We start from the raw sequence: 13,476 nt of genomic DNA on the forward strand, positions 1-13,476 counted from the left end.
ATCTGCGGTTCAACGACTCACCGTGCCCCAATGCCGGTTGGGCGCAACTTATTTACACTCGTGTTGCTTGTTAACCTTCCTCCCCGCACAGATGCTTTCAGGTGTTGGGAAAAATCCAGCTTCAGCCACTAAAGGCCGCGATCGGGTGACAGAGAACCCGGGGCAGTCGCAAAGTGACGGGGTCGCATAGAGTGAAAATTTCAGCGTTTGTAAAACCGGTGCGCGGCGCGCTTTTGGCCATCGCCGCATTGTTTATCGGTACCAACCTCCCGGTCGCTTACGCTGCCGATGCTGGCGACATCAGCGTCGATGCCCCCGAAGAAGAATTTGCGAACCAAGCCGCGGCCGACGCCGCCGCAATCCGCGCTGATTATGAGGCCCGCTCAATCTTTCGCGCCTGGCGTCAGCTTGACACCGGCATGACCGGCACCAGCAATATCGCCGTTCCATCGCGCAAGCCCATCGACGCGATGAAGCTGTCCTCGGGCTATGGGATGCGCGTGCATCCGGTCACTGGCCGGCTTGCGCGCCACAACGGCATCGATATTCCGGCTCCGCACGGCACCCCCATTTACGCGACCGCCGACGGCGTGGTCGGTCGCGCCCAGCGTCTCGGCGGCTATGGCCTTTACGTCGAGGTTGAGCATGGCAACAATATTCAGACCCGATATGGCCACATGTCCTCGTTCATTGTCGCCGCCGGCCAGCGCGTGAAGAAGGGTGACATTTTGGGCTATGTTGGCTCGACTGGCCGGTCGACTGGCAACCACCTCCACTATGAAGTCCGGATTGCCGGCACGCCGGTCAATCCCATTCCGTTCGTGGAATCGGGTGAGGCTGCACTTGCCGCACTGGCCGATGCCGATGCACAGGTGGCTATGGGCGGGCCCGAATAAGCCCCGCTTGCTGGCGATGACGAACGGGGCAGCTTCGGCTGCCCTTTTCATTTGCGCCGCGCAGGCTTATCTTGACCCCATGGCTGAAACACTCATCCCGCCCGTGGCTGATCTTACGCTGACCCCTGCCGCCGCTGCGCGCGTGCGCTGGATTGCCGAGCGTAAAGGTGGCGTGCCCGCGATGCTGCGCCTTGCCGTCGACGGTGGCGGCTGTTCGGGCTTTACCTATCGTTTCGAACTGGCGGATGCTGTCGCGGGTGACGATTTGGTCACCGAAACCGATGGCGTGCAGTTAGTGGTCGATGACATCAGCCTTGATCTGGTGCGCGGCTGTACGGTTGATTTCGTTTCGTCGCTCGGCGGCGCCGCGTTTCAGGTCAGTAACCCCAACGCCGCCTCGGGCTGCGGCTGCGGCGCCAGTTTCTCGGTCTGATCCGCCCGCGTGCGCATCGCCACCTTTAACATCAACGGCATCAAGGCGCGCCTGCCGCGCCTCATCGAATGGCTGGATGAAACGCGTCCCGACATCGCCTGTTTGCAAGAACTAAAGTCCAGCGACGACACCATTCCGCGCGGCGAGATCGAGGCACTCGGCTATGGCGCACTCTATCACGGGCAAAAGGGCTTTAACGGCGTTGCCATTTTGGCGAAGGATGCCCAGCCAGAACTGGTGATGCAGGGCCTGCCCGGCGATCCCGATGACGAGCAAAGCCGTTATCTCGAAGCCAATGTCCACGGTGTCCGCGTCGCCAGCATCTATCTGCCCAATGGCAACCCGCAGCCGGGGCCCAAATTTGATTACAAGCTGGCCTGGATGCAGCGGCTGCGCGCGCGTGCTGCGGCGATCTGGGGCGACGAGGTGCCAGCCGTGCTCGCGGGGGATTACAACGTCATTCCGCACAACGACGATGTCTGGGACAGGCGCGCTATGGCGATGGATGCGCTGATGCAGCCCGAATCGCGCGACGCCTATTTCCGGCTGCTCGGCGACGGGTGGACCGATGCGCTGCGCAGCCGTAATCCTGCCGGGCATGTCTGGACCTATTGGGATTATCAGGCCGGCGCATGGCAGCGTGACCATGGGTTCCGTATCGACCACCTCCTGCTGTCGCCAGCGCTGGCCGATCGGCTGATCGATGCTGGTGTCGACAGGGACCACCGTGCCCGCGAAAAGGCGAGCGATCACGCGCCGACATGGATCACGCTGCGGTGAGCATCGGCGCGGATGCGCTGGCCGGGGTGCCGCTGTTCGCTGGTTTGACTGACGATGACCGTGCGGCGCTGGCCGCGGCGATGGAGCTGCGCTGCTACGCCGATGGTGATGCGTTGATGGTTCAGAATGACCGGGGCGATGGGCTGCATATCGTCAGCAGCGGCATTGTGCGGGTCGGGCGACGGCTGCCTGGCGGCGGCTTTGCCGACACAGCGCGGTTGGCGGCTGGCAGCTTAGTGGGTGAAATGGCGCTGGTGGGGCGCGGGGGGGAACGGCATGCCACAGTGCTTGCCGATGGGCCGGTCGCAACCTTGTTTTTGCCTGCTCAAGTGTTTCGTGCGGCATTGGCGCAGCTGCGGCCCGATTCGCTGGCGATGCAGCGCGCATTGGGAACCGAACTGGCGTCGCGGGTGTTGGCGAAGACGGGTGATATTGCCGCCACGCTGGCGGCGCTGCCGAATAGCTTCACCCCGCGCCGCGCGCCGCGCCAGCGATGTGCCGCCGCCGAAGCGGGGTTTGATCCCAGCGGTTTCATTGCCAAAATGCCGTTTGGTGCTGCGCTTGATGCCCAACAACGGGCGGCGTTGCTGGCGTCGGGGCGGATACAGCAGGTCGCGAGTGGCGCCCGGCTGGAGCGCAGCAGGGTCTGGCTGATCGCACGCGGCGCACTGCGCAGCGATCTGCCGCTGCCGGGCGGCGATTTCCAAATTGAAGTGCTGGGGCCGGGTCGGCTGGCCGGCGTTGCCATGCTCTTAGCGGGCAGCGCAACCGGCGGCGCGCTGACCGCGACCGAAGCCAGCCTGCTCGTCGGCTGGGAGGACGCTACCCTGCGCGGGTTGCTGGCACGCGATGATGCACTCGCCATGGCGCTTGGCGCCCTCATCAATGCCGATCTGGTCACCAGCCTCGACGCGCTTGACGGGGTAGAGGCGCGTATCGCCGCGATGCAGCGCGCGGCCGCGTCAGAGGTGTAGCGGTAACACGCGAAACCGCGGCGTTTCACCTTCCAGCCAGGCATGCACCATCCCATATTCGGGTACCGGCAACCACGCCGCGCTGTTTGACGACAACGGTTCCGAAGCAATCATGATTGCGCGCGGCGCTTGCTCACCCCCAATCATCTGCCACTCGCCGTCGTGCAGCCCATAGTCGCGTCCGGTGGTAAACCACATCGACAGGAAATTGAGGTTTGCTTCGTGCAACTGGTCGGGGTGTCCGGTGCGATAGCGGCCGAAATCGAAGCAATGGCGCAGTCCCAATATCTGCCGCCCGGTGGTGACGAACAGGTTGCACGAGGAGGAGATGGAAATGCCGTGGCAGCGACGCAGCTCAGCCAAAATGTCGACCGTCGTCTGCACCGCGGCAACCAGCGTGCCGCCATCGGGCTCCACCTGCCAGTCGGGCAGCTGCGACAAGAGCAGCGCATAAACCCACTCGCTGTCGGTCGATCCGGCGATCTGGGCCACCAGCTCCGGCTTGATGTGTTCCACCAGCGCGCGCTTCATCTCGCCGATGCGATAAATATCGCCATTATGCGCCATCGCCACCGCCGCACCGGGAAATCGGAACGGATGGGTATTCTGCTCGCTGACCTGAACCGCCGTCGAATAGGCAACGCCGCGCACGTGCGCGAGGACACATTCGGCGCGCGCCTTGGCCGCCAGCGATTTCAGATTCGCGTCGAAAATCGGGAGCGACGGCGAGCGATAGCGCCAAGGCTCGTCCGGCGCGTGGCTGCGCGCATCCCACGCCATCATCCCGAACCCGGCAAGGTTCAGCATGTGCAGCATCTTGGGCATATAGGCCTGGTTGACCAGGCTGCTGTCGGGTTTGAACAGCAAATCGTCAATCAGCACCGGCTCGCCAAGGTAGATGAGCGCGCGGCACATGGCGGGGGCTAGAGTTTCTTCTCGTAGATGCGGTAAACTTTGGCGACATGGCCGCCTACGGCTTCGCCGACCGAACCCATCGCGCTATTGGATGCCAGCACCCAGCCAAAATCGCCGTGGGTCGCGCCATATTGGGCAACCGACTCGCGGCGGATAAACTCGATCATCATGAAGGCAAGTTGCCCGGCGATGCGGCTTGACTGCAGTTCCTTGATCACGCCCATTAACGGCACGCGCATCGTTTTGACTTTGGGCCGCCGCAGCCACCACAATAGCCGTGCCCAGTTGAAGGGGAACAGCGACCCGTCGAATTCCTTCAGTTTTGCATTCAAGTCGGGCAGCGTCATCATGAAAGCAACTGGCCGTCCTTCGAGTTCGGCGATCATGATCAGATCCTCGAACACGATGGGTTTCAGCTTCTTGCCGGCATAGGCGACCTCGGCGTCGGTAAAGGGCACAAAGCCCCAATTGTCGCTCCATGCATCGTTGAGGATGCCCAGGATCAGCGCGGCCTCTTGGTCAAACCGACTTTTGTCGACGCGGCGAATATGGATTTTGGGGTTCTTTTCCCCCATCGCAACGATGCGGTTGGTCAGTTCAGGCAGGCCCGCATCAATGCGCAGTGCGTAATTGTGCAGATCCTGAACCCCGGCATAGCCCGCCGCTTCGACCCACGCTTCATACAGCGGGCTGTGGTGCCCCATCATCACGGTGGGCGGCATGTCATGTCCGCTGATGAGCAAGCCGGGCTCGTCCCACATGGCAAAGCTGATTGGTCCCACCGCGCGCGTCATGCCCTTGGCGAGCAGCCAGCTTTCCGCAGCTGCCAGCAGCGCGGCGGCAACCTCGCCATCTTCGACCTCCAGAAAGCCCCAGAAGCCGGTGCCAGGGCCCATGCCCTGTTCAGGCGGCTGCTGGAGCGCCAGCCGGTCGATATGCGCCGAAATCCGCCCCACGGTGCGCTCGCCGCGCCGGGCAAGAAACAATTGCGCCTCGGCATGGCCGAACCAGGGATTCTTGCGCGGGTTCAGCAGGGCGTGAACTTCGCTCTTGAGGGGCGGTACCCAGGCTGGATCGCCGCGGTTGAGCCGGAACGCCAGATCGACAAATTCGCGCCGGTCGCTTGCGCTTTTAACCGGAACGATGGTGACGGGTTCGTGCATGCAGGCTTTCCCAGAGCGGCAAATTCAATGACTGTCATCGCCAATATTCCAAGTAGTGCGCGGATGCGAGCCGCTTTGTGCCATGTTCCTGCCCCAATATTCTGGTGAAGGGCGCAGCATGTTGATGACCAATCTTGCCCGCGAAGCCACGCCCGAGCCCAGCGCTGCGCCGATTGCCAAGGCAGCGATCAAGGACGACATGGCGATGATCCGCGCCGCGTCCGAACTCACGCGCGACCTAACCAGCGCCAATCCGCGCCTCTATTATGCCGATTTTCTGGCCTCGGCGCTGCTCGGCTATGCCGGTGTTGCTGTGGCAATCATGGCGCAGCCGCTCTGGCTGGCGCTGGCGGGCGCGCTGGTCGCCGTGCTTGCGCTGTACCGTGCGGGCAGCTTCATCCACGAAATCACTCACATTCGTCCCGGTGCGGTGCCTGGGTTCCGGCTCGTGTGGAACATCCTCGTCGGCGTGCCGATGCTGGCGCCCAGCTTCATGTACGAAGGCATTCACAGCCTGCACCACAACCGCACCAAATATGGCACAGTCGAAGACCCCGAATATCTGCCGCTGGCGCTAATGAAGCCGTGGACCGTGCCGCTGTTCGTGATGGCGGCTGCGTTCGCACCGCTCGCGCTGCTCCTGCGTTATGGCGTGTTGACGCCGTTGTCGCTGCTCATTCCGCCGCTGCGCCGGATGGTTGTCGCGCGCTATTCGGGTTTAGTCATCAATCCCATGTTCCGGCGCAAACCTCCCGAAGGCGAACTGCGCCGCAACTGGGCGTGGCAGGAAGCAGGGGCGAGCCTGTGGGCGCTGACGCTGATTATCGGTACGGCCACCGGCTTGCTGCCGCTCCGCGCGGTGCTGATCTTCCTCGGCATCGTGTCGGCGGCGCTGGTGCTCAACCAGATCCGCACCTTGGTCGCGCACCTGTGGGAAAATGACGGTTCGGTGCTGACCGTAACCGCGCAGTTCCTCGACAGCGTGAATGTTCCGCCGCCGGGACTGTTGCCCGAGCTATGGGCGCCGGTGGGACTGCGCTATCATGCCATCCACCATTTGCTGCCCGGCGTGCCCTATCATAATCTGGCTGAAGCGCACCGGCGGCTGAGCGGCGCGTTGCCGACAGATTCGCAGTATCACAAGGCCAATTATCGCGGCTTGCCCGGGCTGGTGACGCGGCTCGTGGCGGGGTCGGCGCGCCCCTGACGGTCATTCCTCGGTGCGAATGAGGATCATCTCGCCGATCAGCAGGAACAACAGGAACGGCCCCCACGCGGCCAGAAACGGCGTGTAGGCACCCAAATCGCCCATCGCGAGCGCGAAATTGTCGGCGACGAAATAGGCAAAGCCCAGCGCCATGCCGATAATCGCGCGTACGAACAATTTGCCCGAACGGGCGAGGCCGAACGCGGCGACCGCGCCCAGCAGCGGCATTAGGATTGATGACAGCGGCCCCGAAATCTTGTGCCACAAAATCGCCTCAAGCGCACCGGTGGGGCGGCCGGCGGCTTTCAGGTCGGCGATGGCGCTGCGCAATTGCCAAAAGGGCAGCGCGTCGCCATCGACATTGGCCAGCGTAAACTGGTCGGGCCGTACCCCGCGCGCGGCGGTGATGGTGCCGATGGGCAGGACATTGCCCGACCGGACATGAAAACGGCTCGCGTCGGTCAGCTGCCAACCATCCTGCGTCACGGTGGCGCGCGGCGCGCGCAGGACCGAGGTCAGCGCACCGCGGCTGCGTTCATAAATGGCAACGCCGGTCAGCACCGTGTTGGCCCCGCGTCCCGCAACGGTGCGCGCGTTGATCAGATCATCACCCTGCCGCGCCCAGACATTGGTACGCACGCCGCTGTCGGTGGGAATTTCGGCATATTCAATCTTTTGCCAAGCACTGAGCGCGGCATTGGCGCGCGCCACAATCCGCTCGTTGAAGGTAAAGCTGATCCCCGCCACCAGCAGCGCAGCCAGAAACAGTGGTGCCAGCACCTGATGCGCCGACATACCCGCCGCCTTCATCGCCACCACCTCGCTATTCTGGTTCAAGGTGATGAGGGTGAGGATCGTGCCCAGCAGCACCGAAAAGGGCAGGAAACGCGCGACAATCTGCGGCAGGCGTAGCCCGATATAGCGCCACACCTCAGCCTCGCCATTGCCCGCGACAGCCAGGATCTTGCCGCTTTCGCCCAAGAGGTCCAGCGTCATCAGGACCAGCACCAGCGCGATCAGGATCGCAAAGCTGCGCACCAGAAACATCTTGCCGACATAGATTGCCATGCGGCGCGACGGGAAAAAACGCAGCTGCTGGATCATGGCGCCGCGACTTGGCGATTGAACAGTGCGACGAGCTTGCGGACCTGCGCGCTGGCCTTGCCGGCAACGCGCTCAAGCGCGCCAATGGGCTGGCCGCCGGGAACGTGCGCGACAGTGTAATACATCCAGATCGCGAGCGCCGCGAACAGCAGGAAGGGCACCCACAGCGCGATCAGCGGATCCACCGCCCCGCGCGCGCCCATCGCCTCGGCATATTCATTGATCTTGTGCTGGGTGACCAGGATGACAATCGACAGGAACACGCCGAGCGACGATGTCGAGCGCTTCGGCGGGATGGCGAGCGCCACCGCCATCAGCGGGATCAGCAGCATCGACACCACCTCGACGATGCGGAAATGGAAATTGGCGCGGCTTTCGAGCCGCGTCGCCAGCGATTCGGCGCCGTCATTGCCGACCTTGAGCAGCTCGGGGATAGTGCGTTCGCGGTCGGCATCGCCGCGCATGCGGAACGCCTCGATTTTGGGCAGCGGGATGGGCAGGTCGTGGTTGTCAAAGGTCAGCACACGGGGACTGTCGAATTTGGGCGATTCATGCACCAAAGTGCCGCGCGTCAACCGCAGGATGATGGTGTCGGGATCGTCGGTGGCCAGAAACTGCCCGCGCGCCGCCGTTGCTGATACCATCTGGCCGTCGGGATTGGTCCCGCGCACGAAGATGCCCGACAAATTGCGGCCCTCGTCGCTGCTTTCCTCAACCCGCAGGGTCAGCCGGTCGCCCAGATTGGTGAATTCGCCGACCTTGATCGACGCGCCCAACGCGCCCGAACGCAGCTCGAAGCGCAGCCCTTCATAGGCATAGCGGGCATAGGGCTGGACAAAGCCGACAATCGCAAGATTCACAAAGGCCAGGGCAATGGCAAAGGCAAAGGGAACGCGCAGCAGCCGCCCAAAGCTCATTCCCACGCCGCGCAGCACGTCGAGCTCGCTCGACGTCGCCAGCCTGCGAAACGCGAGCAAAATGCCGAGCATCAACCCGATCGGGATGCCGAGCGAGAGATATTCGGGGATCAGATTGGCGAGCATCCGCCACACGACGCTGACCGGGCCGCCTTCTGACGCCACAAAATCGAACAATCGCAGCATCTTGTCGAGAACCAGCAGCATCGCGGAAAGCACCAGCGTGCCGACCATGGGCAGAAAGATCAGCCTGGCGATGTAGCGGTCAATTGCAGGAATGACGTTCAACTTTCCGACGCCCCATCACCATGATTTGGCCGCAAACAAAGACGATCTGCCAATTCGGGGCATAGTCGGCCCAATCCGGCACTTTGTTGGAGCGGGCTATATCCTCTTGGAGTGAGTTGGTCATGTCGAATTTTACACCTGCCGCATTGCTGGGGCTGCTGAGCGCGGGCGCGCTCGCGGTGCCGCTCGCCGCGCAGGCCGCCACCCTTGGCCCGGCAGCAGCGCGCTGCGATGCCAATGCCACCGCCGTGCTGGTCGAAGTCGCTGGATTTAAAGCGCGGTCGGGCACGTTGCGCGTGCAGATTTATGCCGCCAACCCCAAAACCTATCTGGAAAAGCGTCAGTGGCTGGAACGCGTCGAACTGCCAGTCAGCAAATCGGGTACGATGCGGGTGTGCCTGCCAGTGAGTAAACCCGGCAGCTATGTAGTCTCGGTGCGCCATGACCTGAACGGGAATGGCAAGTCGGACCGCAGCGATGGCGGCGGCCTGTCCGGCAACCCCGACGTGTCGATTGCGGATTTTGTGTTCAAACGCAAACCGGCACTGGCCAAAACCAGTTTCGCCGTGGGGACTACCACGCGCCGCGTTCCGGTGACGTTGAACTATGTCAACGGCCTTTCGTTTGATCCGGTGAGCTAGGCGTCGATGGCCCGCGTCGCGCTCCTGTCCAACCCGCGATCGACCGGCAACCGGTCGCTGTTGCCGCAGGTGCGCCAATTTTGCGCGGATCATCCCGAAATCTTTCATTATGAGGTGGAGGATGTGGCCCAGATTGCCGAAGCAATGCGCACCATCGCGCTGGTCGGGCCGCGCGTCATTGCCATCAATGGCGGCGACGGCACGGTGCAGGCGGCGCTGACCGAGCTGCACTCGGGCGGCTATTTCGGCGGCTCGCCTCCGCCGGTCGCGGTGCTGCCCAACGGCAAGACCAACTTGATCGCGCTCGATCTGGGGGCAGAGGGCGATCCGCTGCGGGCGTTGCAGCGGGTGGTCGATCTTGCTTCTTGTGACCTGGAAAGCCACGTCATTCAGCGCCAGCTGATTGCGCTATCATCGGGATCGGGACGTCCCGTGCTGGGGATGTTTCTGGGCGGGGCCTATCTTGCCGACGTGATGCTTTATTGCCGCCACAAAATTTATCCGCTGGGGCTGCCCAATGGTCTGTCGCATGTGCTCGCAGCGTTACTCGGGTTGTTCGCCATGCTGTTCGGGCTGGGCGGCGGGCGTTTGCCGCCCAAGCCGTCGCCGCTCAGCGTGTCGCTGGTCCGACATGGTCAGCTGCAGGGCCGCTTCTCTGTGCTGATCGTCACCACATTGGAAAAGCTGCTGCTCAGCGTGCGCACCGGTGATGGCAAGCTGCCGGTTGGCAGCATGCGCTTGCTCGCGGTCGACCGCAGCTTTGGCGCGATGATCCGGCTGATGACCTCGACATGGCGCGGCACGCTCGGCAAACAGCCGGTTAACGGCGTCCATCTTGAACATGGCGATGAAATCCGCATCGAGGGCGAGCGGTCGAACGTCATCCTTGACGGCGAGATTTTCGAGGCACGGCACGGGCTGCCGATCATCCTGACCTCAACGCCGCCGGTGCGTTTCCTGCGCCTCGCTGCCTGAACCAGCGGCATGGCAACGGACAGCGATCTGGCGCGGCTGGTCGCGGCCGAGCTGGCCGAGCCGGTCGATGCGCGCGTTAGCGCCATGGCCGCCGCTATCGCCGCACAGCATTCCGGAGCGCGCGCGGTGCTCTTTTACGGCAGCTGCCTGCGCGAGGCACAGCTCGATGGGTTGATGCTCGATTTTTATCTGATCGTTGCCGATTATCGCACCGCCTATCCGCACCGCTGGCTCGCGCTGGCTAACCAGTTGATCCCGCCCAATGTATTTCCGTTCGAACATGACGGGTTGATCGCCAAATATGCGGTGCTCAGCGAGACTGATTTTCACAGGCTCAATGGGCCGGAGACGCGCAATGTGTCGGTCTGGGCACGCTTTTCGCAGCCGAGTCGTCTGGTCTGGGCGGCAGACGATGCCGCGCGCTACCAGGCCGTCGATGCGATTTCACGGGCCGCGGCGACGGTGCTGTGGTCCGTTGCAGGTCTAGATCCAGAGGTATCGAACCCCGGAAAAAACCGCGATGGCGACCCGCTGCGTCATTGGCGGCGCGGCTATGCAATGACCTATACCGCCGAAATTAGATCCGAACGCAGTGGCCGAGCAACCTCGGTCGTGGACGCCGACCCGGCACGCTATGCGCGTTTCGGCCCGCCGGCCGAGGCCGTGGCGTGGAGCTGGAAACCGGCAATAGGGGCGCGTGCACGTTGGCAATGGCGGCGGCGGCGGATCGAAGGCAAAGCGTTGAGCGTGGTTCGACTTGCTAAGGCCGCCTTCACCTATGCTGGCGGAATTGATTATTTGGCGTGGAAGATCAATCGCCACGCTGGCGCCGAAATTGTGATCAGCCCGTGGATGCGGCGCTGGCCACTTGCCGCCGCGCTGGTGCTAGTCCCGCGCCTCCTGTGGCGCGGCGCCATTCGCTAGAGCCTGTCCTGAAGAGATTGAGGCGCCGTGACGGAGCCGATTTTGGCCGAGCACAAGGAGCGAGGAGGGAGCCATGCCGAAGCATAGGGACCGACGAGGGACGCCGTGATCGGCCAAAAAGGGCCCGCCGCTTTGCGGTTGCCGCCGGAGGCCTCTCGGTCTGCGTCAGGCTGCTTGGACGGACGACCGGTCCGCCCGCGCGCAGCCTTCCTTGCCGAGAAGCCTCCAGCGGCAATCACGGTGCCTCAATCTCTTCAGGACAGGCTCTAGTCCGCCGGTACTGGCCGCCGTGCGGCGTCCTGGATCGCGCTTTCCAGTGCCGCCAGCGTATAGGGTTTACGCAGCACCGGGTGGTCGCCAAAGCTCGGCACTTCGCCCGCATCGCCAACAAAGCCGGTGACGAACAGCACTGCAATGTCGGGCCAGCGCGCCGCCAGCGCCGCGACCATTTCGGGGCCCGTCATTTCGGGCATCAGCACATCGGAAAGGATGAGGTCGAATGGCCCGCTTCGTTCCAAGATAACTGCTGCCTCGCGCGGGTCGGAACAGGCAATTGGGCGGTGGCCCAGCTCGGTCACCGCTTCAACTGTGGCAACCAGCACACGGGGATCATCCTCGACCACCAAAATGGTCATGCTGTCGCCGATTGAGGGCAAAGCCAGCTGCACCTCGCCCTGATCAGCGCTCAGTGTGGTGACATCGTGCACCGCCATCGGCAACGACACGGTCACGCTGGTTCCGGTGCCGGGGGTCGAATCCACTTCGATCTCGCCGCCCGAATTGCGCACAAAGGCAAAAACCTGGCTCATCCCCAGCCCCGTACCGCGCCCCGCGCTCTTGGTGGTGAAAAAGGGATCGAAGACCCGGTCGAGCACTTCAGGCGTCATCCCGCACCCACTGTCGATGACGGTCAGGCGCAGCTGGATGTCGCCCGTTCCAGGACAGGCAAAACGCGCCGTGGCGATCTCCAGCCGTCCATGGCCTTCCATCGCGTCGCGCGCGTTCACGGCCAGATTGAGCAGGGCATTTTCGAACTGCAACCGGTCGATCCGCGCGCCGGACTGGCCGCAACCGAGGTTCAGCGTCAGTGCAATCCGGTCGCCGATGGTGCGGGCAATCAGATCGGAAAAGCCGCCAATCACATCGTCGATCGCCAAAATTTCGGGGCGGGTCGGCTCGGCGCGGGCAAAGGTCAACAGGCGCCGGGTGAGGTCCGAGGCGCGCGCCGCACCATCGAGCGCGCTCGCCATGTGCCGCGCCGCTTTGTCAGGCGCGTCGGTCAACCAGCGCTGCGCCAGTTCGATGCCGCCGACGACCACGGCCAGCATATTGTTGAAATCATGCGCGATGCCCCCGGTCAGCTGACCCACAGCCTCCATTTTTTGCGCCTGACGCAGCTTGGCTTCGGTCGCGGTGCGTTCTTCGATTTCATGGCGCAGCGCCTGGTTGGCGGCGGCCAGCTCGCGGGTGCGCTCATCGACCGCACGTTCCAGCAGCACGGCGCGTTCATTGTCGGCCGCGCTTTCGCGTTCGGCCAGACGGCGGTCGCTGCGCGCGCGCAGCACCATGCTGGCCGCCACCGTGCCGCCGATGGCCGCCGCCGCACCCAATAATGTGAAAAACATGATGACTTGGTTGAGCTGGACGCGGTCGCGATTGGCCAGCGCGGTTCGTTCGGCCAGTCGTTCGCGTTCATTGGCGATGATGGCGGTTAGCAGTTTTTCGGGCAGCGCACGGCGGATCTCGGGTGCGGCGGCATAATATTTGGATATCGACGCCAATTCCTGCCGGTAATTGGCGCTGAGCGCGACCTTGCCCAAAATCTCATTGCGCTCTTGCACCGTGGTGGTCAGCTGCACAACCAGCGCGCGCTGTTCGGGGTCGTCGCGCACCTGCTGGCGCAGGCTGTCAAGGTAGCGCTCGGCCAAACCGAACTGCTGCTGGAAAATCTGGCCATCCTGTCGGTCGAGCCCGACGGCGAAGCGGGCCAGTGCCGCTTCGCCGCGCGCCACCGACGCTTCGACCGATTTGGCCAGCGTCATCACGTCGATACTGCGGTTCTGCTGTTCCAGCGAACGGGTGTAATCGGCATTGGCGCGCACCAGCAACAGGATCAGCGCAATCACCGCGCCTGCCATTGCCATCGACAGGATCACCGTGGCCCAGAAGCGCCAGCGCGCCTCGGACGTTCCGGCATCGGCATTGGTCTGATATGCGTCCACGGCGACCGTTTACCGCATCGCGCGTGCGCGGCCAAGC

At 63.4% G+C, this 13,476-nt stretch carries 13 protein-coding genes; 8 read left to right on the top strand and 5 right to left on the bottom strand.

The window, feature by feature from the left end:
* The first annotated feature begins 191 nt into the window (after positions 1-191).
* From AC2TC0_RS04390 to AC2TC0_RS04405, 4 genes are all read left to right on the top strand, one after another.
* Complete coding sequence (locus tag AC2TC0_RS04390) at positions 192-896, top strand: M23 family metallopeptidase (RefSeq protein WP_484716262.1); 705 nt, start codon at positions 192-194, stop codon at positions 894-896.
* Positions 897-975: 79 nt separating this feature from the next.
* Positions 976-1,329: a HesB/IscA family protein gene (locus AC2TC0_RS04395; protein ID WP_484716263.1), complete on the top strand. Its 354-nt coding sequence runs from the start codon at positions 976-978 to the stop codon at positions 1,327-1,329.
* A 9-nt stretch (positions 1,330-1,338) separates the two neighbouring features.
* Entirely contained in the window at positions 1,339-2,109 is a 771-nt protein-coding gene (gene xth / locus AC2TC0_RS04400; RefSeq protein ID WP_484716264.1) for an exodeoxyribonuclease III, read from the top strand.
* Complete coding sequence (locus AC2TC0_RS04405) at positions 2,106-3,083, top strand: cyclic nucleotide-binding domain-containing protein (protein WP_484716265.1); 978 nt, start codon at positions 2,106-2,108, stop codon at positions 3,081-3,083. The genes xth and AC2TC0_RS04405 overlap by 4 nt, the downstream gene beginning before the upstream one ends.
* Here AC2TC0_RS04405 and AC2TC0_RS04410 read toward each other — a convergent pair.
* Positions 3,072-3,998, bottom strand: coding sequence for a class II glutamine amidotransferase (locus AC2TC0_RS04410; protein ID WP_484716266.1), 927 nt, complete (start codon positions 3,996-3,998; stop codon positions 3,072-3,074). The two genes, AC2TC0_RS04405 and AC2TC0_RS04410, sit on opposite strands and share 12 nt — an antisense overlap.
* An 8-nt stretch (positions 3,999-4,006) precedes the next feature.
* Positions 4,007-5,161 (bottom strand): N-acetyltransferase, encoded by a 1,155-nt coding sequence (locus AC2TC0_RS04415; RefSeq protein ID WP_484716267.1) that lies wholly within the window; start codon positions 5,159-5,161, stop codon positions 4,007-4,009.
* Positions 5,162-5,279: 118 nt separating this feature from the next.
* On the opposite strand from AC2TC0_RS04415, the gene AC2TC0_RS04420 reads away from it, so the two are divergent.
* The gene (locus tag AC2TC0_RS04420; protein ID WP_484716480.1) at positions 5,280-6,368 is read left to right on the top strand and encodes a fatty acid desaturase family protein; all 1,089 of its coding nucleotides are present in this window, start codon (positions 5,280-5,282) and stop codon (positions 6,366-6,368) included.
* A gap of 3 nt (positions 6,369-6,371) precedes the next feature.
* On the opposite strand, the gene lptG is transcribed toward AC2TC0_RS04420, so the two are convergent.
* Entirely contained in the window at positions 6,372-7,472 is a 1,101-nt protein-coding gene (gene lptG / locus AC2TC0_RS04425; RefSeq protein ID WP_484716268.1) for an LPS export ABC transporter permease LptG, read from the bottom strand.
* A complete protein-coding gene (lptF, locus tag AC2TC0_RS04430) occupies positions 7,469-8,677 on the bottom strand; it encodes an LPS export ABC transporter permease LptF (protein ID WP_484716269.1) in 1,209 nt (402 codons plus the stop codon). Before lptF ends, lptG begins: the two co-directional genes overlap by 4 nt.
* Before the next feature lie 122 nt (positions 8,678-8,799).
* Here lptF and AC2TC0_RS04435 point away from each other — a divergent pair, with 122 nt between their 5' ends.
* From AC2TC0_RS04435 to AC2TC0_RS04445, 3 genes are read left to right on the top strand one after another with little or no spacing between them, the layout of a single operon-like run.
* A complete protein-coding gene (locus AC2TC0_RS04435; protein ID WP_484716270.1) occupies positions 8,800-9,318 on the top strand; it encodes a DUF2141 domain-containing protein in 519 nt (172 codons plus the stop codon).
* 6 nt (positions 9,319-9,324) lie between these two features.
* Positions 9,325-10,293, top strand: a complete 969-nt coding sequence (locus tag AC2TC0_RS04440) for a diacylglycerol/lipid kinase family protein (RefSeq protein ID WP_484716271.1) — start codon at positions 9,325-9,327, stop codon at positions 10,291-10,293.
* A 9-nt stretch (positions 10,294-10,302) separates the two neighbouring features.
* Positions 10,303-11,217 carry a hypothetical protein gene (locus AC2TC0_RS04445; RefSeq protein WP_484716272.1) on the top strand — a complete coding sequence of 305 codons (915 nt, stop codon included), beginning with the start codon at positions 10,303-10,305 and terminating at the stop codon, positions 11,215-11,217.
* 266 nt (positions 11,218-11,483) lie between these two features.
* Here AC2TC0_RS04445 and AC2TC0_RS04450 read toward each other — a convergent pair whose 3' ends face one another.
* Positions 11,484-13,439 (bottom strand): ATP-binding protein, encoded by a 1,956-nt coding sequence (locus tag AC2TC0_RS04450; protein WP_484716273.1) that lies wholly within the window; start codon positions 13,437-13,439, stop codon positions 11,484-11,486.
* Positions 13,440-13,476: the final 37 nt, after the last annotated feature.

The sequence above is a fragment of the Sphingopyxis sp. sgz302558 genome (assembly GCF_057220455.1).

Coding starts and splice junctions, on each gene's coding strand:
- AC2TC0_RS04415 (WP_484716267.1), bottom strand. CDS start 5,161: ATGCACGAACCCGTCACCATCGTTCCGGTTAAAAGCGCAAGCGACCGG.
- lptG (WP_484716268.1), bottom strand. CDS start 7,472: ATGATCCAGCAGCTGCGTTTTTTCCCGTCGCGCCGCATGGCAATCTAT.
- AC2TC0_RS04435 (WP_484716270.1), top strand. CDS start 8,800: ATGTCGAATTTTACACCTGCCGCATTGCTGGGGCTGCTGAGCGCGGGC.
- AC2TC0_RS04420 (WP_484716480.1), top strand. CDS start 5,280: ATGTTGATGACCAATCTTGCCCGCGAAGCCACGCCCGAGCCCAGCGCT.
- AC2TC0_RS04445 (WP_484716272.1), top strand. CDS start 10,303: ATGGCAACGGACAGCGATCTGGCGCGGCTGGTCGCGGCCGAGCTGGCC.
- AC2TC0_RS04395 (WP_484716263.1), top strand. CDS start 976: ATGGCTGAAACACTCATCCCGCCCGTGGCTGATCTTACGCTGACCCCT.
- AC2TC0_RS04410 (WP_484716266.1), bottom strand. CDS start 3,998: ATGTGCCGCGCGCTCATCTACCTTGGCGAGCCGGTGCTGATTGACGAT.
- AC2TC0_RS04440 (WP_484716271.1), top strand. CDS start 9,325: ATGGCCCGCGTCGCGCTCCTGTCCAACCCGCGATCGACCGGCAACCGG.